Here is a 21,877-nt window from a genome sequence, read left to right on the forward strand (position 1 = left end):
TCAGGGAAGGTAGGTAATGGCCTGCCTTCCCATCTGCACCCAGGCTTCCACGAAGTCTTTCATGGGTGCTTTTTTATTTTTTTCGCCTGTCAACGGGTCATTGAAGTATACGAAATTTTCATCATAACCCGTAATCAGGACAGAGTGTTCCTTCATTGTTACTTTCACGGGGCCTTCAGGCGTGTACCATGTCTGGAAAAAGCTATCGTCCAGCTTTTTATATTCAGTATTCGTGATGATCCAAACCGGCCTGTCATCAGACAGATGGATTTTCAGCTCCTGAAATTCTGCATTCGTCAAATCCTTTATTTTGCCTGGGAGATACTGCTCTGCCAGTTCAGCAATCGGCTTATGGTAGACTCCAAGCCCTGGTTCTGTGTAGGTGTACATATTGCCGACAAAACCCTCATTCGGATCACCAAAATAAATTTTGCCATCATTGAGACGATATTGAGCAGGATTTTTCTTCACTTCTTTTGCAAGTGACAGCTTGTCCGCCTGAAGCCCTCCATGCTGAAGGAGCATAGCCAGGCTCGTGACCTCGCATCCTCTCGGCAGCTCTGGCATTTGCCAGATGGCTGGCGCATCGAGGAGTACCTGGTTCTTTATTGGGATAATCGCTGGTTCGTAATTTTCTATGATCACAGGTGCCTTTTCAGCAGCAGTTTCAGGCTCGTCAAGCCAGCTTTTCACCGACTGAACAGCCTTGGCAACATGGGAAGCCTGCAGATTTTCCATCAAGAAAGCCCCGAGGATCGATGTAAAAACAAACAGGAACATCAAGATAGATTTCATCATGCTATTTTGTGTTCGGATCAATAGATAAAACAAGATGATCAGCGGTATGATTGCCGCAAGCGGTAAATATAGTTTTTCCACATCCATCACCACGTCCGCATATTTAAAAATAAAAAGGGTATATTATATTATTTAATATCGGACTGGTGAGGGAGTTTTTTTAGCAGTTCATTCACCTTTGTTCTGTAAACTTTTATAGTATTGTCCTTTTTCAGCGTACTCTCTGGAAATACGTTCCATATCTCTAATGTCGTCTTCGTTCAATTCCCGGATGACCTTTGCTGGACGTCCAAAAGCAAGCGAGTTGGGCGGGATTTTCTTCCCCTGGGGAACAAGGCTGCCGGCTCCGATAAAGGCACCTTCGCCGATTTCAGCCTGGTCAAGGATGATTGAACCCATGCCAATCAATGCTTTTTTCCTAATGATGCAGCTATGGAGGACGACCTGATGTCCGACCGTGACTTCGTCTTCAAGGATCAAGGGATTGTTTGGACTCTGGTGCAGGACTGAATTATCCTGGATATTCACTTTATTGCCAATGATGGTAGGGGCGACATCGCCGCGAATTGACGTATTGAACCAGACACTCGATTCCTCACCGATTTCGACGTCTCCGGTAATTGTTACATAATCCGCGATGAAAGCTGAATCTGCTATTTTAGGTGTTTTGCCATTGTAAGGATAAATCATTGTGCACACTCCTGTAATTTATTGATGCTTACCTTTTTATTTTTCGTTAGTTATATATTATAGTTCTTTTAAAGAAAGAAAAAGTATTTGAGTGGGGGAATGGTCATGTGGAAATGGGAAGCTGATGGGGACGCTAAGGCTGTAATCGTGATGATTCATGGTGCACTGGAACATCATCGCCGGTATGGCTGGCTAATTGAAGCCTGGCGCTCATCTGGATTTCATGTCATTATGGGTGATTTGCCTGGGCAGGGCATGACGACTAGAGCAAACCGTGGCCATATTGATTCCTTTGATGAATATATTTTGGAAGTGAAAGAGTGGGTCGAAGCGGCATACGACTTTGATCTTCCGGTATTTTTGCTTGGCCACAGCATGGGCGGTCTCGTTGCCATCCGCATGCTGCAGGAGGCACGGGTAGAAATTGCTGGCCTGATTTTGTCTTCGCCATGCCTGGGATTGGTTCATTATCCTTCAAAAATGCTGGATATGCTGTCGCACGGCTTGAATGTTATTGTGCCGAATTTACGGATTTCTCCTGGCCTGTCAGTCGAGATGGCCACAAGGAATGAGGATGTCAGGGCAGTCGATGCGAATGACTCGCTTTACATCACCAAGGTATCGGTTCGCTGGTACCGTGAGCTGGTCGCGGCAATGGAGCAGGCGTTTGAAAACATGGATAAAGTACAGGACGTCCCTACACTGCTTTTGCAGGGGGGCGATGATCGGATTGTCGATAAACGATCAGTTAAGGAATGGTTCAATAATGCCCCGCTTTCGGAAAAACGTTATAAAGAATGGCCAAAATGCTATCATGAAGTCTTCAATGAACCTGAACGCGAAGAGGTCTTTGACTATGCACATGATTTTGTCATCAGCCAGCTGAAGGCGATTGGATATGTTTATTAGAGATGGAAAGGGTGAAGATGCAGCATGATGATTCCATCAATGCCCATCAGTTTGATGTACCGTGTATACCGACAAGTCCTGCCCCAGGTCCATCGGGAGCTGGCATATTGGAAGAGCAGGGCTGAGGAAATCCCGAATCCTGAATTAAGAAGGCAGGCACTGGCCAGCATCGAGCATAAGACTTTCCATTGTGAAGGTGGGGCAATTTTAAGCCTGACCGCGAAAAAACAATATAAGCAGGCAATCCGGTTCATTGTCGCATACCAGACAATCAGCGATTATCTTGATAATCTCTGTGACCGTAGCACGTCACTGGACCCTGCGGATTTCTCCGCACTTCACGAGTCGATGGCAGATGCTCTCACCCTGGACAGCCAGCTGAAAAATTACTACCGTGAGCGGGAAGACCAGAATGATGGCGGCTACTTGATTGAGCTAGTGACCGTTTGCCGTGAAGTATTGGGTGAGCTTGAACATTATCATGAGATCCAGCAGCATTTGCAAGAGCTATGTGATTATTACTGTGATCTTCAGATCCACAAGCATGTTGAGGTAAAAGAACGAGTTCCTCGCCTGCAATCATGGTTCGACGGACATCGTGAAGGGGTACCGGAAATGGAATGGTATGAGTTCTCCGCTTGCACCGGTTCAACGCTCGGCATCTTTTGCCTCGTCTCCTACGCGCTTCGCGATGATTTCAAACCGGAATATGCCGATAGCATCCGCAATGGTTATTTTCCATACATACAAGGGCTGCACATTTTGCTCGATTATTTCATCGATCAGGAGGAGGACCGTGAAGGCGGCGATTTGAACTTCTGTTTCTATTATGAAAATGAAGAAGCCTTATTCGAGCGGCTCCGGCATTTCGTGGAAAACGCCGACCACCACACAGCCCGATTGCCGCATCGGAATTTCCACAAACTGATCAATCGCGGACTGCTAGGTGTCTATCTGTCCGATGAAAAAGTAAGACGCCAGGAGCGGATCAGGAAACTGGCCAGGGAAATGATCAAAACCGCCGGCCCCGTCAGCTACTTCTTTTATATCAATGGACGAGCCTATAGGTCATTGCAGAGATGGGTACCTTCGGGAGTTGTAAAGGCGTTTATAAAGTAGGGTGGTAGCCAGGGGATTTCCCCTGGCTTTTTAAGTATTCGTTTATGTGAAACTAGAGCAATTAATTTATGGTGTATGTGGGCTATCGGACACAAAATGAGTAAAGAGCTAACGATTTGTCCGATAGGGCTCTTCTAACGGACAGAAATGAGAAAGAGGGAGTGTATTTGTCCGATAGAGCCCTTCTAACGGACACAAAGTGAGAAAAGAACCGTCGGTTTGTCCGGTAGAGCCCTTCTAACGGACACAAAGTGAGAAAAGAGCTGTCGATTTGTCCGATAGAGGCCTTCTAACGGACACAAAGTGAGAAAAGAGCCGTCGATATGTCCGATAGAGCCCTTCTAACGGACACAAAGTGAGAAAAGAGCTGTCGATTTGTCCGATAGAGCCCTTCTAATGGACACAAAGTGAGAAAAGAGCCGTCGAGTTGTCCGATAGAGCCCTTCTAATGGACACAAAGTGAGAAAAGAGCTAACGATTTGTCCGATAGAACTCTTCTAACGGAAACAAAATAAGAAAGAGGCCTCCGATATGTCCGATAGAGCAATTTGATACCCAAGTTTGAAGAAATGATGTTGTTCATTCAGCGTTTTTGAGTAGATTAAAAAGGATCCTTCAGAATGAAGGACCCTATCTCTTCTCAATCGCAATAATAAATGGCGGATTGTTCTTTTGGTTCAGGAATTTATACTCTAATACGTGTGCGATATTCTGATCAAGTGATGTAACATACCTCAATAAATAGTCTCTTTCCACTTTGCCTTCTGGGTGGCCGTGGTAAATCACGATCACGATGATGCCTTCAGGGGCCATGATTCCCAACAGCTGGTCGATGGCCTGTATGGTTGTCTCGGGGACAGTGACGATGTCTTTGTTGCCGCCGGGCAGGTAGCCGAGATTGAAAACGGCGCCTGTTATTTTTCCAAAGTGGAGCGGCGGAATGCATTCTGTGATGTTTTCATGTCCGGTATGGAAAAGTGTTACCTGATCCTGCAGCTCATGTTCCCGAAGCTTTGTTTTACATGACATGAGTGCTTCATCCTGGATATCGAATCCGTAAATCCTGCCGGAAGGGCCGACGAGGTTGGCTAAAAATAATGTGTCATGTCCGTTCCCTACTGTCGCATCGACAACAATGTCGCCGGGCTTCACGGCCAGTTCAAGAAGGTTCCTGGCGAAAGGAAGAATTCGTTCAAGCTTCATTTTCTATCACCACTTTGTTTCCAGTATGAAATTTCCCCTGCCAGCTGTCGCGGCGCTTCAGTTCTTTATCAATACCATTCAGTACTTCCCATTTATTGACGCTCCACATCGGTCCGACCATCAGCTCGATCGGTCCATCTCCGGTAATCCGGTGAATGATCATTTCTGGAGGGAGGATTTCAAGCTGGTCACAAACCAATTTTACATAGTCCTCAAAATTAAGGAATTCGAGCAATCCTTTTTCATATTGCTTGACCATTGGAGTTCCTTTGAGCAGGTGGAGAAGGTGGATTTTGATTCCCTGCACGTCGAGTTTCGCTACTTCTTGTGCAGTCTCCATCATCATTTCAGGTGTTTCCTGAGGCAGGCCGTTGATGATATGCGAACACACTCTGATGCCATGCTTCCGGAGCTTGTCCACACCTTCTTTATACGTTTCATAATCATGAGCACGATTGATTAGGGTGGCTGTTTTTTCATGGACTGTCTGAAGGCCAAGCTCTACCCATAAATACGTTCGCTCATTGAGTTCAGCCAAGTATTCCACGACATCATCAGGCAGGCAATCCGGTCTGGTTGCAATGGATAGACCAACAACACCTTCTTCGTTCAATACTGTTTCGTATTTCTCACGAAGGACCTCAACCGGGGCGTGAGTATTGGTGAAAGCCTGGAAATAGGCCATGTACTTGCCATCTTTCCATTTCGTGTGCATTTTTTCTTTGACCTTTTTAAACTGTGTGCCGAGATCTTCTACTCTGTCACCTGCAAAATCACCAGAACCAGCGGCACTGCAAAAAGTACAGCCGCCGTGGGCTACCGTACCGTCACGGTTCGGACAATCAAATCCGCCATCAAGCGCCACTTTAAAAACTTTGTGGCCAAAATGGTTACGTAAATGGTAATTCCATGTATGGTATCGTTTATCATCTGTTGCGTAGTGAAAAGAGTTGGTCTGAATCATGCCAGAAACCTCCTAATAGCCTGTCTGTCAAAAAACGAATAATAAAAATTGTACCATTTAGAGAACATGAATCCAATTGCAAAAAGATTACAAAAAGCTTTTGCCATCATTAAACATTCACAAAATCGTGATAGGAAAATGTATTGTGAACAAAATAAAGAAGAAGCAGACTTTGCTTCAGCACCAAGTAAAGGAGGGGCTGCAAATGGCAACACGTCAATCGGTTGACCAGTTACTTCAGCAATGTGAGGATGCAATCAACATGGCACAGGAACAATACAAGCAGGCCGCGACTCAGGAGCATTATACGAATGGCGATTTTACCAATGCATTGCAGGCACTTGAGGATGCCTACAATGATCTGGCCAAGCTCGCCTTCAGCGCAAATGCACAACAGCGAGACCAGCTGCACCGGATGAGAATCCAGCTTCAGAATGTCCAGAACAATATGATTTTGCTTGATCACTAAAACAGGAGGGAAACATCTTGAAAAAGCGCTCAAAGCAGAACAATCCTGAACAAAAAACAAGGAATGGCGTCAATAACCAGGATCTCGAGCTTGGAATGGATCATGATCCGGTTAAAGAAGCGAAGAAAAAATATGAAAATAGCGGCGGCCAGCCAGTAAAATCAAAATTCCATCCTGAACCAGAGCAATCTTCATAAATTTGTAACACCCTCACTTCCAAAAGGGAAGTGAGGTTTTTTATTTTCTCTCAAGAATTGCCCAGCTCCAGCGCCTAGCCAGTTTTCATCCCTGAGAAAGCTTCCCTCGAGTATCTTGCGAGAAGCGTCAGCTCTGAGCAGCTCGCGACGTTTTGACACTGCCAGTGAAGTCAAAGAACGACTCCACCGGTCGGCCCTTCAGCGCTTGTCGGGACTGATCAAGGCGCTTCCGCTTTTCTAATTAATACCCCCCGTTCACAAATCGGATAAAACTGACGAAAATTCCGTGATTTAAATCACAGATTGAGGGCTTTTAGAAATGGTTTAAATAAGGTGTACCAAAAAGGTTCAATGATATGGATAAGGTATAAAGTCCTTTTAGATATTATTGTTTTTTTTAAGCAGAGTTGTCTTGTGAAAACATTCACGAATTTGTCACATATAGAAAGGAGCTAAACAAATGAAAATTATGAAGCTTATGCTTGCCCTCATTTTAATACTGATATTCCAGCTTCCAGATAAGGGGAGTGCAGAGACAAAGACCGATGTCCTGAATATGGAGGAGCTCACGATCCAAGTGATGCCGGAGTACTCATATCATCCAAAAGATAAGAAGAACAATCCGCCGCTTTTGGTCGGTTACCATGGAGCACTGAAGAACAATGCACAGGAAGCACAAAAAGGCCAGGTCGTCATTCCGCTGCCAATGGATGAGAAGAATTTCAGGATTGGGTTTGTGGCTGATTATTCTCGTGACCTGACTGAAATGAATGAAATTGAATACGAACTGGATAAGGAAAGTGGAACGATTTCCTGGGAAACAAGCGAAGAAATTCAGCCTCAGGAGATATATAAATTTGTGATTGAATACTATACCGACAGCATCAGGGAAAAAGAAGACGCTAAGACGCTGGCTTATAATTTTAAAAACTTCACTGATATTGGCTTGTTTAACCTGATTTTCGTCGAGCCGCTAAATACGGAAAGCTTCAAGCTGGAGCCCGCTTCTGAACAGCACCAGAAAAACTCTTACAACATGAACATGTTCCTGTATCAAAGCCAGGGAATGAAGCCGGGTGAAGAAAAGAAGATCACGGTTGAATACAAACGTGCAGACGATAGGACTACAGCGGAAATCATGGAGGATATGGCCGGTGATGCGAAGAAGGCGGGCACGGTCAAACAGAATGAAGAGGAAATGCCTTTATGGCTTGTCATAACCGTCGTTGGCAGTGTGACCGTCGCTGCTGCCGTCCTGTTGATTTTCATCATGAGGAAAAAGAAAACCCAGCCTATAAAAAGCGGTGTGTCAAATGATTTTGAAGCCAAAAAGGCAAAGCTCCGCGGAATGCTCGTCGAAGGAAGCATATCGGAAGCAGAGTATAACGAATTGATCAAAAAGCTGGGAGGCAGAAAATGATGTCCAAAAATAAGAAAATCGTTATGGGTTTGGGTCTTGCGGCAGTCGCGTTCGTAATCATGATGTTTTCGACAATGCCAAGTGCAGGTAGCAAGGAAATCACAATTGCCGACCTTAGTGAAAATGGTTCGAAATATGAAGGCGATTATATTATGACTCAAGGCCTGCTCAATAAAGAGTCAGTACAATGGGATGCTGACAAGCTGGAGCTCCGATTTGAACTTTACGAAGAAGGCCAGGGAACACTCCAAGTATTCCATAAAGGTATCAAGCCGGATAATTTCTCAGAGGATGTCATCGTCCTTGTGGAAGGTTTTATCCAAAAGGACGGAGTATTCGAAGCAGAAAAAGTCCAGACGAAATGCCCGACAAAATATGAAGGCGAAGACATGGAGAACTATGATACCGAAATGCATAAGGAAATATACAAAAATGACAAGCAGGAATAAAACAGATGGGTGGTTATCTGTATGTATCTAATTGGAAACATCTCAATCTACCTTGGAATCGTGATTTCACTATACGGAATCATCGCCAATATCGTCGGGATTAAGAAGAAAAGCAGCAAGTGGCTCGAAAGTGCAAGAGGTGCGGTACTTTCCCTTGCTTTTGTGGCAAGCATTGCATCCTTCCTGCTGCTCTACTTGCTCGGCACAAGCCAGTTCCAATATAAATATGTGGCTTCCTATACGAATGAAAGCCTTTCGATGGCTTATAAGCTTACAGCCTTCTGGGCCGGCAACGCCGGATCCCTTCTGCTATGGGCGTTCCTTTTATCGCTGTACGCTGCAATGGTCGTTTTTTCAAAAGAAAAGAAGAACCCGATGATGCCTTATGTTTCCAGCATCCTGATGGTCAATATCCTGTTCTTTTTCACGGTAATGGCGCTGAATGTAAACCCGTTTGAAATGACCGATAAAATTCCGGCTGACGGAAAAGGTCTAAACCCTATGCTGCAAAATCCGGGCATGATCTTGCATCCTGTCACACTCTATATGGGGTATGTCGGGCTGGCAGTACCATTCGCGTTCGGAATTGCGGCTCTGATCTTGAAGCGAATGGATTCAGAGTGGATCAAGCTGACGAGAAGATGGACCTTGCTGGCATGGCTGTTTTTGACTCTCGGAAATGTGATTGGCGGCTGGTGGGCTTACCTTGAGCTTGGTTGGGGGGGCTACTGGGCATGGGACCCAGTTGAAAATGCTTCATTCCTGCCATGGCTGACCGTATCGGCATTCCTGCATTCTGTAATGATTCAGGAACGGAAAAACATGCTGAAGACCTGGAACGTAAGCTTGATCATTCTTTCTTACATCCTGACACTGTTTGGAACCTTCCTGGTCAGGAGCGGAATCCTGACAAGTGTCCATGCGTTTGGGGACAGCAATCTGGGTACGTATTTCCTTGTTTTCATGGCGTTCATGATGCTGTTTTCTCTGTATATCGTCATGACAAGGTACGGAATGATCAAGAAAGACAGCAGTCCAATTGAAGCTTATTTTTCAAAAGAAAGCAGCTTCCTGCTGAACAACCTGATTCTTGTTGCTGCCGCTTTCGCCGTTTTCTGGGGAACAATGTACCCGCTGATTTCGGAAACTTTTACCGGCACAAAGGTCAATGTCGGTGCGCCATATTTTAATAAAGTAATGGCTCCGATCCTCCTGATGCTGATCGTATTGATGGGAATCTGCCCGCTGATTGCCTGGCAGAAAGCGGTATTCGAAAAGTTCATGAAAAACATGCTCTGGCCGCTGGCAATGGGTGTTGCCACTGCCATCATTCTGTTCGCATTTGGCGTCAAGGGAATTTACGCGGTTATCGGACTATCGGCAACAAGCTTCATGTTTGGGACGCATTTACAGGAGTTCGTCAGAGGCATCAGTGCCCGTCGGAAAGCAACGAAGGAAAACATTTTGAAGGCGGCGTTCAAGCTGACGGTGAAAAATCAGCGCCGCTATGGCGGTTATATCGTCCATATCGGGATTGCCATCATCGCGGTAGGTGTCATTTCGTCGCACACTTACTCGACAGAAATCCTGAAAACGGTGGATGCCGGCAACAGCATCAAGACCGGAGATTACAATCTTACATTCAATGAACTGACCGAGCATACGAAAAACGGCAATGGCGTAGTGGTGGCCGATATAGATGTGACGTATAAGGGCAAAGACATTGGTAAAATCAAGCCTGAAAAGATTTTCTATGAAACATGGCCTGAACCATCCACAGAGGTAGCAATCAAGACAAATTGGAGCCAGGACTTATACGTTGTACTCAGCTCCTGGGAGAACAAAGACAAAGTGACGTTCATGGTTAAAGTGAATCCGTTTGTAAGCTGGATCTGGATGGGCGGCATCATCATGGTGATTGGCACGGCATTCGCACTCATAGGCGGCAGGCCGACAACCTACCGCTACCAAATCAATAAAGGCATTTCGAGAGTGGGAGGGTGAAAAAAGTGAACAGGAAAGTTCTTATAACAACACTCCTTTTTCTAATCATCATTCCGGGCATGACAACAGCCTTCACCTATAACTCAAAGGAATTCAAGCACATCATCGGCCAGCTTGATATGCAGGGCCATGCAGATCATGAATTATCCACCTGTTCAGTAAAAAAGATTTACTACGATGAAGTGGTCGAGATGCTGAACGGCGGCAAGACAGAACCCGAAATCATCCAATCGTATGTTGATGAATACGGGCAGGCAGCTTTGAGAACTCCGGGTGGCGGCACAAGCGGCTGGATTGCCTGGGGAATGCCTGCAGCAGGAGTGGGAATCGGCAGTGTGATTGTCGGTGTCTGGCTCAGGAAATTGACGATTAGGAAGTCTGAATCAAAGCTTGAGAGAAAGGCAGCATGGAACTCGGAAGTAGAAAAGGAAATTGCTGCAAAAACATTTGACGAAGAGCGCCGGAAGCTTTTCTAGGAGCTGATCAAAATGGATTATGTATTTTTAATAATAGGCTCACTCGTGATCATTACTTGCTTTTACTTCATCATTTCTCCTTTTTTCACAGCAGGCGAGGTCTCGGCTGCTGGACCGGAGACAGAGGGTGAAAAATTGGCGATTGAGCAGGTATACAGTGCTGTGAATGAGTTGGAGATGGACTTTTTAATGAAAAAAATCACTCGTGAGGATTTTGAAAACTTGAAAGAGAACTACCAGCTGCTTGCCGCTGAAATGGTAAAGGAAGAAACCCAAGGACGAAAGGTTGAACATCTCCCAGAGAACAAAAAGAAAATAAAGGATGCCGAAGCAGAAGCGGAAATTCTTAGAGAACTGAAGAAGCTTCGCCAGCAGAAGGGGTGATCACTATGACACCAGCCTATCACCCTGAATGGCTTGTGAAATTCTGGCTGACGACTCCAGGGTTTAACATGGTGAATCCACATTACTTGCTGATTGTTATTGCTGCTGTCATTGGTGTTGTCTGGTTTGTACAAAAGCGGAAGGCTCCTTCGGAGAAAATCATCAATGAGGAAGACCAGTTATTCATACACCATCTTCATAGGAAAAAAGTGATTGAAGGGGAGCTGGCCGTACTTGAAGCGAGGCTGGAAGAAGCGGAAATCACCGAGGAGAATTTTAACAAGATGAAAAATGAATACCAGAGCCATCTCACTCAGGTAAACAAAGAACTGAAACAATACACTTAACGAAAGAGTTGGGGAACATGCTGGAACTAAAGAAAATGACCAAAATGCTGGGAGATAAGCTCGTATTAAGAAACATCACCCTTTCTTTGGGTAAAGGGGAGATCCTGGCAGTGATTGGACCGAATGGAGCAGGGAAGAGCACCTTCTTTAAATGCACAGTCGGACTCCTGCAGCCGACGAGCGGGGAAATTTTCCTTGATGGTGAGCTTATCAAGAAGAATTCACCACAGGTAAAACAGCGAATTGGCTTCCTGGGTCATGAATCTTTTCTTTATAACAACTTGTCCCCGCTTGAAAACCTAAAATTCTACGGCAAGCTATACAAAGTAAAAAATCTTGAAAGCAAATCCAATGCACTCTTAAAGGAAGTAGGTCTCTATCTATTCCGCGATATGCCCATTTGCTCCTTTTCAAGAGGGATGATGCAAAGGCTGGCGATCGCAAGGGTGCTGCTGCCCGATCCGGATATCCTGATGCTCGATGAGCCGCACACCGGCCTAGACCAGGAGGCTGTCGCGCTGCTTAATAGCATCATTAAAAGCAAACGGGATAGCGGGACGTCGGTGCTGATTATCTCGCATGATTTTGAGCAGGTTCATGCACTTGCTGACAGGGCCGCTCTGCTGAAGAAAGGAAAGATTGTCTCAACCAAGCTTCTTGGGGAGGAAATCAGTCTGGACGAGATGAAAAGCTGGTACGAAGCTGAGGTGAAGAACTCATGATTTCAATCATTAGAGATGCATGGACGATTGCCAGCAAAGACCTGAGCAATGAGATTAAAACAAAGCAGACGATTGGTATGATGGTCATCTTCTCCAGTCTAGTGGTGCTGATCTTCAGCTTTGCGTTCGATCCGACAAATAATATGGTAAAAGCGGTCATACCTGGGCTTGTCTGGCTGATCACCGTGTTCTCGGGAATTCTTGGATTGAATCGTTCCTTCCTTTCAGAACACGAAAACGATGCGCTGACAGGGCTGCGTTCTGCGCCAATCGATTCTTCAAGCATCTATCTGGGCAAGGTTTTAGCGAACTTTATCCTCGTTACAGCAGTACAGCTTGTCAGCATTCCAGTTTTGTTTCTGCTCTTCGACTACAGGTTTTTTGGAAAGGTAAGCTGGTTCATCCTGGTTGTCATCATCGGCACGCTCGGCTTCATCATCGTTGGGACTTTCCTGGCCGCACTTTCGGCGAACGCCAAGAACAGCGAGATGCTTTTGCCGGTACTGCTGCTGCCGCTCTTAAGCCCGCTGTTGATTGCCGGAGTCCAGGCGACGAGGATCATCCTGGAAAATGAAGTGATTGCGGATGCATCGTCCTGGATCAGATTGATGGCTGCTTACGATTTATTGTTCCTGGCCGCGTGCTTTTTCTTATTCGAATTTATTATGGAGGGGTCTTGATGAAAAAGAATACTGGCATTATCGACCAGCTGCTGCTGTTCACGTTAATTCCGTCATTTTTCATTGCACTATATCTAATTTTTATTTGGTCACCTGTTGAAAAGGTAATGGGCGAGACACAAAAGATATTCTACTTTCATGTTGGCAGTGCCTGGGTCGCTTTCCTCGCATTCGGTGTCGTGGGTTACTACAGTGTGAGGGTTTTAATCAAACCGAGACTCCAGCATCATATCAATGCAGGAATCTCAGCTGAAATTGGTGTGCTTTTTACAACAATTACACTGATCACCGGGATGATTTGGGGAAAATCCAGCTGGAATACATGGTGGACATGGGAGCCGCGTTTAGCGACAACCCTGATTCTTTGGTTCATCTATGTTGCTTATCTGTTCGTCCGTAAGATGGATGGTTCTATGGATAAAATTGCCGGGTTATCAGCCGTTTTTGGCATCATTGGCGTCATCAATGTCCCGATTGTCTTCATGGCAATCCGCTGGTGGAACACAAAGCTGCATCCGGTCGTGTTCGGTGAAGGCAAAAACCAGTCAGGGGGAGGGATCGAGCCAGATATGCTTGTCGCCCTGCTGTTCTCGATTTTCACGATCACCTTGCTGTACGGTTTCCTGATGCGCAAAGGAATCGAAATTGAAAAAATGAGGCATATCGTCAAAAAGGCAAAGTCAAAAGCAATTGAAAAACTAGCAGGCTAACCATTAAGGAGGAATTGAAATGACTTACTTATTCATCGGATACTCAGTTATTTGGACGTTGATCGCAGGGTACGTAATCGTGCTTGGACGCCGCCAGAAGCAATTGAAGAAAGAGCTGGAACTTCTGGAAGAATGGAACTCAGATTTTTAATGAGGTGGTGATTAGAAATGGGCAAAAAGATTGGGCCAATCATCGTCATCGCTGCCGTCATTGGGATTCTCGGCTTTTTGGTCAGCGGACTGGGAGGGAAAGCTTCAGCCCAGCCAGGTGATCAGTCCATCGACTTTGAACTGCAGGATATTGACGGCAATACCTATAAACTTTCCGATTTCAAAGGCCAGACGGTCGTCCTGAATTTTTTCGCGACATGGTGTGCACCTTGCATCGATGAAGCACCTGAACTCGAAGCATTCGGCAAAGAGTACAAGGAAGCAAAGTTATTGATCCTTGCTAAAGGCGAATCGAAGAAACGGATGGAAAAATACATTTCCGAAAGCCGCTCAAAGCTTACGTATCTATTAGATACAAAGGAAGATATTTCTAAGGATTACAATGTCATCGGCCAGCCTGAGACAATCATCATCGACAGGAATGGTGTCATTGTCGAACGTTTCTCGGGCCCAACAACGAAGGATGATTTGATCCGATTGATCCAGGAAAAAGTTTCACCTTAACCTTGGTTAAAGCACATCCGTGTTTTAATATGGCTGCATTGTCAGTTGAGTTCTCCTAACAGTGCAGCCTTTAGTAGATTGAATGATCAGCTATAAGGGAGGTGAAAGAAATGCTGAAAAAGCTACTGGGAATAGACAAAAAGATGCTGTTATTCATTGGCGTATTTACTGGAATCATTGTTTCTGTCGTCACTGTCAAAACGCTTGCGTATACAGATTCACCTGAATTCTGCTCAAGCTGTCATATCATGACAGAGGTCCACAACTCATTCTCTGATTCCAATCACGCCGGTTTGGCCTGCGGGGATTGCCATTTGCCTCATGAAAATATGGTTGAGAAATATACCTATAAGGCGAAAGCAGGGATGACCCATGTGTACTTCAACACACTTGGGGAAGCAAAGATTCCAAAGGTGCTCCACGCAACGGAAAGTTCGGATGAAGTCATAAATGGAAACTGCATCAGCTGTCATGAAAACACACTAGAAAACGTATCACATGATGCAAAGGACAGCTGTTCAAGCTGCCACCAGGCCGTACCGCACGGCAAAGGCTTCAAAACAGAGGATTATTTTAAACCGCCGAAACCAGGCGAGCTTTTAGAAAACAAAGGAGGTACGATGAACAATGGCTAGAAATTTCCGCTGGGCACTCTTGCTCCTTGCGGCTGTCATGCTCATCATAACAGGATGCTCATCGGAAGAAGAAGCAACTTCCGCGAGCGAGCTGAAAACGGGGCTGAGCAAAGATGAAATCAGCAATGAGGCCTTCAAGGACCTTTTCCCGCTTCAATATGACAGCTACAAGAAAAATGAAAAAATGGAGGATACGAAGTACAGCGGTTCCGTCAAACGAAGCAAGTTCGACCATGATAAGGAACCGTATCTGCCTGTCCTTTTTAACGGATATGGCTTTGCGACCGAGTACAATGAGGACCGCGGCCATATTTACGCGAATGAGGATGTCCGGGCAATTGCGCGTATCACGGATAAATCAATTGGTTCATGCTTAACTTGTAAGTCGACTGCAGTTCCACACATGATCGAGGAAATGGGTGATGATTACTGGGGCGGCAATTTTAATCAGGATATCTGGCCAAAAGCAGAAGCGATGGGCCATTCACCGATCGGCTGCTCTGACTGCCATGACCCGCAGACAATGGATTTGCGCGTTACAAGACCGAGCTTCATCAAAGCAATGGAATCACAAGGAATCGACATGTCCAACCCAACGAAGAATGACATGAGAAACTATGTTTGCGGACAGTGTCACGTAGAATACTATTTTGCTGCAGATAACGGCGAAGTTACTTACCCTTGGGCAAATGGGTTTGAACCTGAAAATATGTATGAATACTATGAGACTACTGCTAAGGAACAAGGTTTTGAGAAGGACTGGATCCACAACGTTTCGGGAACGCCAATGTTAAAATCGCAGCACCCTGACTTCGAGACTCATATCGAAGGCCCGCACGGTGAAGCAGGAGTTACATGTTCAGACTGTCACATGCCATATGATAGGGTGGACGGCAAAAAGAAAATCAGTTCACACTGGTGGACGTCACCACTCAAGACAATGGATCAGTCTTGCGCAACCTGCCATACCAACAGGGATATGGAGGAACTGAAGGAACGAGTGATCGGTATCCAGGATAAACATATGGAAGCCCTTCATAAGGCTGAGGATATTTCGATTACCTCACACTATTACGTAAATAAGATGATTACTTCTGGAGTAAGTGAAGAGAAGGTCAAGCAGGCTCAAGAGCATATCAGAAAAGGACAATGGTTCTGGGATATCGTTGCTGCAGAAAGCTCGGCAGGTTTCCATAATCCACAGGGAGCCATGGATTCATTGAGGGTATCGATTGAAGAGTCGAATGCGGCAATCAATCTTGCCATTGAGGAATTGACCAAGAAAGGCGTAAATCTGGAAGAAGTTAAAACAGAGATTGAAAAAGTGAAGCAGGCTGTGTACGACGAAAAAGATAACTTCAAGAAGAAAGAGAAAGCAGTGAACAGTTACTTCCCGGCGCAACAGCCAGCCCCTAAAAAATAGAGAATAGTAAATTTAGAGAAAAGATAAATACGAAAACACTGTGCAAATGGTAGTTTGTACGGTGTTTTCTTTAGTTTCACAGAAAATGGGCGGAGTGTCAATATTCCCGGATTCAATTTTAAAAAATCCTGCAAATCCATGCAGGTTGAGAGTGCATCTTCTAACGAAAAACCATAATTCCACGATCTGAATAACCCACAGATTCTTTACTATTCAACTTCAAAATAATAGAAAATTTGAACTTCGAATATCTGCATAAATTCCTATTGCATCCAATTGTGAAAAGCTCTAGAATTACTTTGGTATTCGAAATTTATTAGTGAAAGAAGGCGTGAATAATGCCTAGAGCCTTGTGGCTTTTAGTTATCGGGATGGCAGTAAATGTTACTGGTTCCTCTTTTTTATGGCCTTTAAATACAATCTATATCAATGACCACCTTGGCAAATCGCTGTCTGTTGCCGGGGTCGTATTAATGCTTAATTCTGCAGCCAGCGTTATTGGCAACCTATTTGGCGGCAGTCTTTTTGATAAAATTGGCGGTTACAAGTCTATTATTCTTGGAATCAGCATTACCATCGTGGCACTGCTTGGCTTGACCTTTTGGCCTGGCTGGCCGCAGTATATTTTCTTTTTGACATTGGTCGGTTTTGGCTCTGGAATTGTCTTTCCGGCGATGTATGCAATGGCAGGTTCGGTGTGGAAGGAAGGCGGCCGTAAAGCGTTCAACGCTATTTACGTGGCGCAGAACCTAGGCGTAGCTATTGGAGCTGCGCTTGGCGGACTTGTCGCCTCCTACTCATTCCAGCTGATCTTCATGGCGAACGCAGCCATGTACTTAATCTTCATGATGATCGCAATTATTGGCTATCGCCGCATCGACACCAGGGCAGCGAAGCAGACGAATGTACTTCAGGAAAATGGCACAGTCAAAAGCCATACAAAGCTGTATGCCCTTTTGGTCCTTGCGATTGGCTATCTGCTTTGCTGGGTTGGGTATGTACAATGGCAAACAACGATCGCCGCTTACACTCAGGAATTGAACATTTCCCTGAACCAATACAGCATTCTCTGGACAATTAACGGCGCTCTGATCGTACTTGGCCAGCCAGTTGTCAACAGGCTGATCAAGCCGTTCCAGAATAAACTGAAGCTGCAAATCATCATCGGCATGGTCATCTTCATGGTTTCCTATGCAGTTGCCGCAGGCGCTCAAGCATTCTCAGGTTTTGTTGCAGGCATGGTGATCTTGACTATTGGGGAAATGCTGATCTGGCCGGCGGTTCCGACCATCGCAAATGATCTGGCGCCAAAAGGACGGGAAGGCTTTTACCAGGGAATCGTCAACAGCACCGCAACTGGAGGAAGGATGATTGGCCCGCTTATGGGAGGAATCCTTGTCGATCTATACGGGATGCCAATGCTGTTTGCGATTTTAATTGCGTTAATGTTTATCGGAATCTTCACAACTGTTATCTATGATAGGAAATTAAAGGAAACTGGCAATGTTGCTGCACAAGCATAAATAACCATAGGCTCTGTTAAAGCTAAATCTTTTTTTAAAACTCCTGTTGATTGTAGTGGAAGGCGCGAAGACTCCTCGAAAATGCTAACGCATTTCCTTCGTGCGTGGGCTGACCCGAGGAAGTCAATCAATGTCCTGCGGGATGAGAAAGTCACGGGAGACCCTGGAGGCGCTAAAAGCGCTGAGGAGGCTCCCGGACTTCCCGCGGAAAGCGAAGCGCCTGGAACGAAAATCAACAGTCTAGTTTAAGAGAGCAAAACAATAAGGAGTTAGGCTTTTGAGCCTGGCTCCTTTTGTTTTGGTCACAATTTATGCATTTTTTCTCGATAAAAAATGCATATTTATCATCTAATATAGGACTGTGAGATTATGATATAATCATCTTTGAGAGACAAGGGGGTGAATGGGTTGAAATATAAAATCCTCGGAATTGCGTTTTTGGCTGCGGGTTTATTAACTGCCTGTAATGGCGGGGAAGAATCTGCTGAACCTGAAAAACAACAACAAAACATCAAGGAATTGGTGAGTGATTACAGCGCGGGCAAAAACAAAGACCACAAGGCTTCCATCACCTCACAAGAGCTGACAGTTGCTGACAGTGAAGGGGACAAGCAAGTCTATGACATTTCGGAGGAAGACTTCTTCGTCTCAATCGCGCCTTACGAAAATCAAACCCATCCTTGAACGAATCATAGCTTGACAGGTTGTCAAGGTGAACTGGTTGAAAAAGAGTTTGATGTATATATTGAGGATGAAGACGGAAACGTGATTGTTGATGAGAAAATGATATCCCATCAGAATGGTTTCATTGATTTGTGGCTTCCACGTGATAAAAAGTTCAAAACAAAGATTGGATATAACGGGAAAAGTGTTGAATCCGAAATATCTACTTTTGAGAATGACGCCACTTGCATTACAACAATGCAGCTTATGTAGACGAAAGCACCTTGAAAGCACCTTATTTCAGGTGCTTTTTTGTGTTTATTATTGTTTTCTGAAAAGTGTGATAAAATCAAAAGAAAAACCAGGTGGCGGATTATGAATACGAAGCTTTTACATATCCCGGCAGATATTATTGAAACCATTGTCGAGAATGCGTTTGAATGGCTTGTTGTTGTAGACCGAGAAGGAAGGATCATCTATATCAATCATAACTACTGTGAGTTCCTGGAAGTCAATCGGGAAGAAACGATTGGCAAGCATGTGACTCAAGTGATCGAGAATACCAGGATGCATATTGTCGCACAGACCGGAAAAGAGGAACTGGCTGACTTGCAATTTATCAAAGGCAATTACATGATTGCAAACAGGGTTCCAATCATTAAAAATGGTGAAGTGATCGCCGCATTTGGAACGGTGTTTTTCAGGGATACTCAAGAATGGATGAAAATGGACAGCCATGTAAAAAGCCTGCTGACGAGGATGCAGCCTTATATCCAGAAAATTGATTCTGGAGTGAAATATACGCTGGATGACATACTTGGGGAATCTCAGCAGATTATCAGTTTAAAAGAAAAGGTGAAAATGGTAGTCAATAGTGATATATCCATTTTAATCAGGGGGGAGAGCGGTACAGGGAAAGAGTTGTTTGCTCACAGCATCCATCAGCTAAGCAGCAGGAACCAGAAGCCATTTATCAAAGTGAACTGCGGTGCCATCCCTGAAAACCTGCTAGAGTCAGAGTTGTTCGGCTATGAAGAAGGAGCTTTTACGGGCGCGAAAAAAGGGGGTAAGAAGGGGAAGTTCCAACTGGCCAATGGCGGCACCCTCTTCCTGGATGAAATCGGGGACATGCCGCTAAGCATGCAGGTTAAACTTTTGCGTGCCCTGCAGGATGGGGAGATAGAACCGATTGGTTCGACAAAATCGATATCTGTTGATGTCCGGATTATCGCGGCCACCAACAGGCCGCTCGAGAATATGATTGAAGAGAAACGGTTCAGGGAGGATTTGTTTTATCGGATCAATGTCGTTCCATTCAGTGTTCCTTCATTAAGGGAACGTGCAGAAGATTTGACAGTGCTGATCGCTTATTTTATTGAAAAAGTCACGAATCGGTTAGGCAAGCGGATTTCAGGAATCGAAAGCCATGTCATGGAAATCCTGAAGTCATACAGCTGGCCGGGGAATATCCGTGAACTGCAAAATGTTATCGAAGCTGCAGTCCATTTAACAAAAGGAGAACAAATCACCCTGGATTCCTTGCCGGATTACCTGCAAACACAGACCGTCATTGTCTTCAATAACAAAAGTCTTAAGGATATCGTTGAAGAAACAGAAAAATGGGTTCTGAAGCAAAGCCTTGATCGACATAATGACAACAAGGCACTTGTAGGCATGGAACTTGGAATAAGCAGGTCCACGCTTTATGAGAAGTTAAATAAATATGGTCTCTTATAGTCCGGGAATTCGGAATGATGTCCGATTTTCCGGACTTTCCTGTTTTCTAGCATTATTGAATTGAGTTTTCACTGTTTGGATAGTGATTAACAAACAGGAAAAGGACAACTTTGATAATCATGGACTCTATTAATATAACGAACAGGAAGAATGCTAGAATCCGGAAATCCGGAATTAAATAACTGAAAATTAAGACTGCATACTGAATCTTATGGTGCAAAAAGTTGGCACAATAGTTGCAATAAGATAATACAGCAATTTTAATCAATATTTTGTAAGCGTTACCATCCACTGGATTAAGGAGGGCAGTTTTTGTTTTTATTCATTTGAAATTTCAAGGGGGAAAAAGAATGCTGAGTATGATTGGATTGATTGGCGGATTGGCTTTATTGATTTATCTGACAATGAGGGGTATGAACCTGCTGATTGTCGGTCCGATTTCTGCGTTGTTTGTTGCCGTGTTCAGCGGGATGCCGCTATTCCCGCAGCTGGTGGAAGAAGGAGCTGCCAATTTTGTAGGGAATTATATGTCTGGATTTTCCGGGTTTGTTACTGCATGGTACATGATGTTCCTGCTTGGGGCCATTTTTGGAAAAGTAATGGAGGATAGCGGCGCGGCTGACAGTGTGTCTGAGTTCATCGTCGAGAAGCTGGGCATGAAGTATGCTGTGCTTGCCATTGTCGCTGCCTGTGCCGTATTGACATATGGCGGTGTCAGCTTGTTTGTCGTAGCATTTTCAGTTTACCCAATGGCATTAAGCTTGTTCAGGCAGGCAAACCTGCCAAGGCGCTTCATTCCAGCTGCATTGGTCTTCGGGTCAGTTACATTCACGATGACGTCTGCTGGTTCTCCGGAAATCCAGAACTGGATTCCTATCCAATTTCTTAATACATCACCAGTTGCCGGCTGGGAGGTCAGTGCCATCGTTGCCATCTTCATGATGATTTTTGGTTACTGGTGGCTAAAACGAATGATTACAAAAGCCGTCGCTAAGGGCGAGAAATTTGAGGCTAGGAAAACCGATCCTATGCTGGAAAAAAGGGAACTGCCTCATCCTCTAATGGGCCTTATTCCATTAGTAGTGGTATTGGTGATTTCATTCGTTTTCCATGATTCATTGAAACAATCAGCATTGATCATTGCACTGTTAGGGGGAGTTGTATCTGCCTACTTATTGAACCGCAAATACTTCAAAAATTTCTGGGAAGCTCTTTCAGAAGGAACGATGGGTGCCTTGATTGCGATTGGGAATACAGCTGCTGTCGTGGGATTTGGCGGTGTGGCAAAAGCGGTGCCTGCCTTCCAGACGGCTGTAGATGCGATGACCAATATACCTGGAAGCCCATTGATTGGGGCGGCAATCGCTGTCAGCGTCATTGCCGGAATGACTGGTTCAGCATCCGGGGGCCAGGCCATTGCGCTTCCATTGCTTGCACCTCACTACATGGATATGGGCGTCAATCCAGAAGCATTGCACAGGGTAGCCGCCATTTCCTCAGGAGCGCTTGATTCCCTGCCGCATAACGGTTACGTGGTCACGACGGTCAGGGCAATCTGTGGCGAGTCCCATCAGGATGCGTACAATCCAGTCGCCGCTGTGACTGTCATAGTGCCATTGATTGGTGTGGCAATCGCGATTGTTCTATTCTCTCTAGGATTAGGTATTTAAGAAAGGAGTT

Annotated in this window: 26 protein-coding genes; 22 read left to right on the top strand and 4 right to left on the bottom strand. The window is 45.0% G+C overall.

All coding sequences use genetic code 11. The features are described 5' to 3' along the window. Nucleotides 1-885 (bottom strand): C39 family peptidase, encoded by an 885-nt coding sequence (locus tag AB5I83_RS19235; protein WP_448977699.1) that lies wholly within the window; start codon nt 883-885, stop codon nt 1-3. A gap of 81 nt (nt 886-966) precedes the next feature. Beyond that, a complete protein-coding gene (locus AB5I83_RS19240) occupies nt 967-1,488 on the bottom strand; it encodes a gamma carbonic anhydrase (RefSeq protein ID WP_448977701.1) in 522 nt (173 codons plus the stop codon). Nucleotides 1,489-1,593: 105 nt separating this feature from the next. Between AB5I83_RS19240 and AB5I83_RS19245 the strand changes: the two genes are divergently transcribed. Then, nucleotides 1,594-2,397 (top strand): alpha/beta hydrolase, encoded by an 804-nt coding sequence (locus AB5I83_RS19245; protein ID WP_167834337.1) that lies wholly within the window; start codon nt 1,594-1,596, stop codon nt 2,395-2,397. Between the two features lie 24 nt (nt 2,398-2,421). Then, the gene (locus AB5I83_RS19250; protein ID WP_448977703.1) at nt 2,422-3,516 is read left to right on the top strand and encodes a tetraprenyl-beta-curcumene synthase family protein; all 1,095 of its coding nucleotides are present in this window, start codon (nt 2,422-2,424) and stop codon (nt 3,514-3,516) included. Nucleotides 3,517-4,146: 630 nt separating this feature from the next. On the opposite strand, the gene AB5I83_RS19255 is transcribed toward AB5I83_RS19250, so the two are convergent. Then, nucleotides 4,147-4,719, bottom strand: coding sequence for a class I SAM-dependent methyltransferase (locus AB5I83_RS19255; protein WP_448977705.1), 573 nt, complete (start codon nt 4,717-4,719; stop codon nt 4,147-4,149). Further along, nucleotides 4,709-5,683: a TIGR01212 family radical SAM protein gene (locus tag AB5I83_RS19260; protein ID WP_448977707.1), complete on the bottom strand. Its 975-nt coding sequence runs from the start codon at nt 5,681-5,683 to the stop codon at nt 4,709-4,711. The genes AB5I83_RS19255 and AB5I83_RS19260 overlap by 11 nt, the downstream gene beginning before the upstream one ends. 66 nt (nt 5,684-5,749) lie before the next feature. Between AB5I83_RS19260 and AB5I83_RS19265 the strand changes: the two genes are divergently transcribed. From AB5I83_RS19265 to AB5I83_RS19360, 20 genes are all read left to right on the top strand, one after another. Further along, nucleotides 5,750-5,911, top strand: coding sequence for a hypothetical protein (locus tag AB5I83_RS19265; RefSeq protein ID WP_226085545.1), 162 nt, complete (start codon nt 5,750-5,752; stop codon nt 5,909-5,911). Then, entirely contained in the window at nt 5,889-6,152 is a 264-nt protein-coding gene (locus tag AB5I83_RS19270; RefSeq protein ID WP_167834491.1) for a YtzC family protein, read from the top strand. Before AB5I83_RS19265 ends, AB5I83_RS19270 begins: the two co-directional genes overlap by 23 nt. Before the next feature lie 17 nt (nt 6,153-6,169). Continuing rightward, nucleotides 6,170-6,349, top strand: a complete 180-nt coding sequence (locus tag AB5I83_RS19275; protein ID WP_167834492.1) for a glycogen biosynthesis protein GlgD — start codon at nt 6,170-6,172, stop codon at nt 6,347-6,349. A 460-nt stretch (nt 6,350-6,809) separates the two neighbouring features. Next, nucleotides 6,810-7,769, top strand: coding sequence for a hypothetical protein (locus AB5I83_RS19280; RefSeq protein WP_448977710.1), 960 nt, complete (start codon nt 6,810-6,812; stop codon nt 7,767-7,769). After that, on the top strand, nt 7,766-8,218 hold the full coding sequence (locus tag AB5I83_RS19285) for a cytochrome c maturation protein CcmE (RefSeq protein WP_448977711.1): 453 nt from the start codon (nt 7,766-7,768) through the stop codon (nt 8,216-8,218). The genes AB5I83_RS19280 and AB5I83_RS19285 overlap by 4 nt, the downstream gene beginning before the upstream one ends. Nucleotides 8,219-8,239: 21 nt before the next feature. Beyond that, a complete protein-coding gene (locus tag AB5I83_RS19290) occupies nt 8,240-10,222 on the top strand; it encodes a heme lyase CcmF/NrfE family subunit (RefSeq protein ID WP_448977713.1) in 1,983 nt (660 codons plus the stop codon). A gap of 5 nt (nt 10,223-10,227) precedes the next feature. Then, complete coding sequence (locus AB5I83_RS19295; protein WP_226647133.1) at nt 10,228-10,698, top strand: cytochrome c-type biogenesis protein CcmH; 471 nt, start codon at nt 10,228-10,230, stop codon at nt 10,696-10,698. 12 nt (nt 10,699-10,710) lie between these two features. Next, nucleotides 10,711-11,082 carry a hypothetical protein gene (locus AB5I83_RS19300; RefSeq protein WP_448977715.1) on the top strand — a complete coding sequence of 124 codons (372 nt, stop codon included), beginning with the start codon at nt 10,711-10,713 and terminating at the stop codon, nt 11,080-11,082. A 5-nt stretch (nt 11,083-11,087) separates the two neighbouring features. Then, on the top strand, nt 11,088-11,429 hold the full coding sequence (locus tag AB5I83_RS19305; RefSeq protein WP_448977717.1) for a hypothetical protein: 342 nt from the start codon (nt 11,088-11,090) through the stop codon (nt 11,427-11,429). A gap of 17 nt (nt 11,430-11,446) precedes the next feature. Further along, the gene (ccmA, locus tag AB5I83_RS19310) at nt 11,447-12,151 is read left to right on the top strand and encodes a heme ABC exporter ATP-binding protein CcmA (RefSeq protein ID WP_448977718.1); all 705 of its coding nucleotides are present in this window, start codon (nt 11,447-11,449) and stop codon (nt 12,149-12,151) included. Beyond that, the gene (locus AB5I83_RS19315) at nt 12,148-12,831 is read left to right on the top strand and encodes a heme exporter protein CcmB (RefSeq protein WP_448977720.1); all 684 of its coding nucleotides are present in this window, start codon (nt 12,148-12,150) and stop codon (nt 12,829-12,831) included. Before ccmA ends, AB5I83_RS19315 begins: the two co-directional genes overlap by 4 nt. Then, the gene (locus AB5I83_RS19320; protein ID WP_448977722.1) at nt 12,831-13,541 is read left to right on the top strand and encodes a cytochrome c biogenesis protein; all 711 of its coding nucleotides are present in this window, start codon (nt 12,831-12,833) and stop codon (nt 13,539-13,541) included. Before AB5I83_RS19315 ends, AB5I83_RS19320 begins: the two co-directional genes overlap by 1 nt. A 19-nt stretch (nt 13,542-13,560) precedes the next feature. After that, nucleotides 13,561-13,692: a CcmD family protein gene (locus AB5I83_RS19325; RefSeq protein WP_448977724.1), complete on the top strand. Its 132-nt coding sequence runs from the start codon at nt 13,561-13,563 to the stop codon at nt 13,690-13,692. 17 nt (nt 13,693-13,709) lie between these two features. Continuing rightward, entirely contained in the window at nt 13,710-14,216 is a 507-nt protein-coding gene (locus AB5I83_RS19330; protein ID WP_448977726.1) for a TlpA family protein disulfide reductase, read from the top strand. A 110-nt stretch (nt 14,217-14,326) separates the two neighbouring features. After that, on the top strand, nt 14,327-14,851 hold the full coding sequence (locus tag AB5I83_RS19335) for a NapC/NirT family cytochrome c (RefSeq protein ID WP_167834504.1): 525 nt from the start codon (nt 14,327-14,329) through the stop codon (nt 14,849-14,851). Then, complete coding sequence (locus AB5I83_RS19340; RefSeq protein ID WP_448977728.1) at nt 14,844-16,274, top strand: ammonia-forming cytochrome c nitrite reductase subunit c552; 1,431 nt, start codon at nt 14,844-14,846, stop codon at nt 16,272-16,274. Before AB5I83_RS19335 ends, AB5I83_RS19340 begins: the two co-directional genes overlap by 8 nt. 338 nt (nt 16,275-16,612) lie before the next feature. Then, nucleotides 16,613-17,797 (top strand): MDR family MFS transporter, encoded by a 1,185-nt coding sequence (locus tag AB5I83_RS19345; RefSeq protein WP_448977730.1) that lies wholly within the window; start codon nt 16,613-16,615, stop codon nt 17,795-17,797. A 408-nt stretch (nt 17,798-18,205) separates the two neighbouring features. Further along, on the top strand, nt 18,206-18,733 hold the full coding sequence (locus tag AB5I83_RS19350) for a CueP family metal-binding protein (protein WP_448977732.1): 528 nt from the start codon (nt 18,206-18,208) through the stop codon (nt 18,731-18,733). Nucleotides 18,734-18,835: 102 nt separating this feature from the next. Then, nucleotides 18,836-20,197: a sigma-54 interaction domain-containing protein gene (locus tag AB5I83_RS19355; RefSeq protein ID WP_448977734.1), complete on the top strand. Its 1,362-nt coding sequence runs from the start codon at nt 18,836-18,838 to the stop codon at nt 20,195-20,197. 350 nt (nt 20,198-20,547) lie between these two features. Continuing rightward, nucleotides 20,548-21,867, top strand: a complete 1,320-nt coding sequence (locus AB5I83_RS19360) for a GntP family permease (RefSeq protein ID WP_448977736.1) — start codon at nt 20,548-20,550, stop codon at nt 21,865-21,867. The last annotated feature ends 10 nt before the right edge of the window (nt 21,868-21,877 follow it).

Source organism: Mesobacillus sp. LC4, from assembly GCF_053543455.1.